We start from the raw sequence: 1689 nt of genomic DNA, 5'->3' as shown, positions 1-1689 counted from the left end.
CATCCCGTCCGGACCGGAACCCCCCAAAGCGACACCAGCCAACATGCCCATCGGGATGGGGCGAAGCCCGGCTAGTTAGATACGGACGAAATTGCGTTATCGTTTCGTGACCTGTGTGCAAGAGGTGTGATGTCCGGGGAGGTGGTGGAGTTAGGGTGACCTAGGTTTCGACGGGCGACTGTGCTTGCCGCCGGCAGGTTGCCGTGATCGAGGGAGAACATACAGCCGATGAATGATCGGCAAAGATTGGGGCGGTGTCTAACGTTTGTCACGCCATGAGTAATGAGGACGGTGCCAGCGTTCTCCCCGCGGAGACGCGTGCCTGCGTGCGTATTGACCAGCAGCTGACCCAGGCGGGCTGGAAGGTCCAGAACAAAAAGGATCTCAATCTGTTCGCGGGACAGGGCATCGCTGTGCGGGAGGTCGTGATGAAGCCCGGGCACGGCCGGGTCGACTACTTGCTGTACGTGGACAAGGCCGTGGTCGGCGTCATCGAGGCCAAACCAATGGGTACGCCTCTGTCAGGCGTTGAGTGGCAGTCGGCCATGTACGCCGATGGGCTTCCGGCCGATGTGCGCCTCGCCGCCAAGACCCGAGACGGCCGGCTGCCGTTCGCGTTCGAGGCATCGGGGGTGGAGACACACTTCACCAACGGCTTCGATCCTGAGCCCCGGGCGCGTCTCATCTTCAACTTTCCCAAGCCGGCAACGTTAGCCCGCATTCTGCGTGATGCCGATGCCGCGCCGGAGCGTCCGACGTGGCGCGCCAAGGTCCGAGATCTTCCGCCCCTGGATGCCGACCCGCTGCGCCCTGCGCAGGTCGAAGCTATCCATGGAGTCGAGAAGAGCCTTGCCGATCAGCATTTCGACCGATCACTGGTGCAGATGGCGACCGGGGCCGGCAAGACCTACACCGCGGTCACCGAGTCCTACCGGCTGCTGAAATACGGTGGTTTCAATAGGATTCTTTTCCTGGTCGACCGCAACAACCTGGCCGATCAGACGCTGGCGGAGTTCCAGAACTACCGCACGCCAGACGACGGTCGTCGCTTCACCGAGCTGTATAACGTGACCAAGCTGTCCAGCGCTGGGCTACTCGGGTCGAGCAAGATCGCGGTCTCGACGATCCAGAGGGTGTACAAGTTCCTCAACGACGGTGAAGTCAGCGAGGTCGACGACCCCAACCTCGATGACTTCACCCCCGATGCCCCGGTCACCGTGTCGTACAGCCAGGCACTTCCCCCGGAAACCTTTGATCTGGTCATCGTCGACGAGGCCCACCGAAGTATCTACGGGGTTTGGCGCGGCGTCCTTGAGTATTTCGACGCCCACGTCATCGGATTGACCGCTACACCGGGCAAGCAGACCTTCGGGTTCTTCCGCCAGAACCTCGTCTCCGAATACACCTATCCCGAGTCCGTCGCGGACGGCGTGAACGTGGACTTCGACATCTACCGCATCCGCACCCAGATCAGCGAGGAGGGTTCTCGGATCGAAGCCGGGACGATCGTGCCGAAAGTCGATCGCCGCACCCGGGAACAGAGACTCGAAATCCTCGATGAGGAACTGGATTACGGTGCCGCGCTCCTTGACCGCGCCGTGACCGCGACTGATCAGACCCTGATTTTTCAGCCTGATGTGGGTGATGGCTGTGTCGTGACACGGAAATGCCCTTCGTGCAAGGGAAAAT

Annotated in this window: 1 protein-coding gene; it reads left to right on the top strand. The window is 61.3% G+C overall.

The genetic code is table 11. The features are described 5' to 3' along the window. Positions 1–275: 275 nt before the first annotated feature. Positions 276–1689 (top strand): DEAD/DEAH box helicase family protein (locus tag FPZ47_RS27395; protein WP_144957404.1); only part of this gene is annotated, 1414 nt, incomplete at its 3' end.

The sequence above is a fragment of the Mycobacterium helveticum genome, assembly GCF_007714205.1.
GTDB lineage: Bacteria > Actinomycetota > Actinomycetes > Mycobacteriales > Mycobacteriaceae > Mycobacterium > Mycobacterium helveticum.
This window is presented reverse-complemented; position numbering and strand designations above follow the sequence as displayed.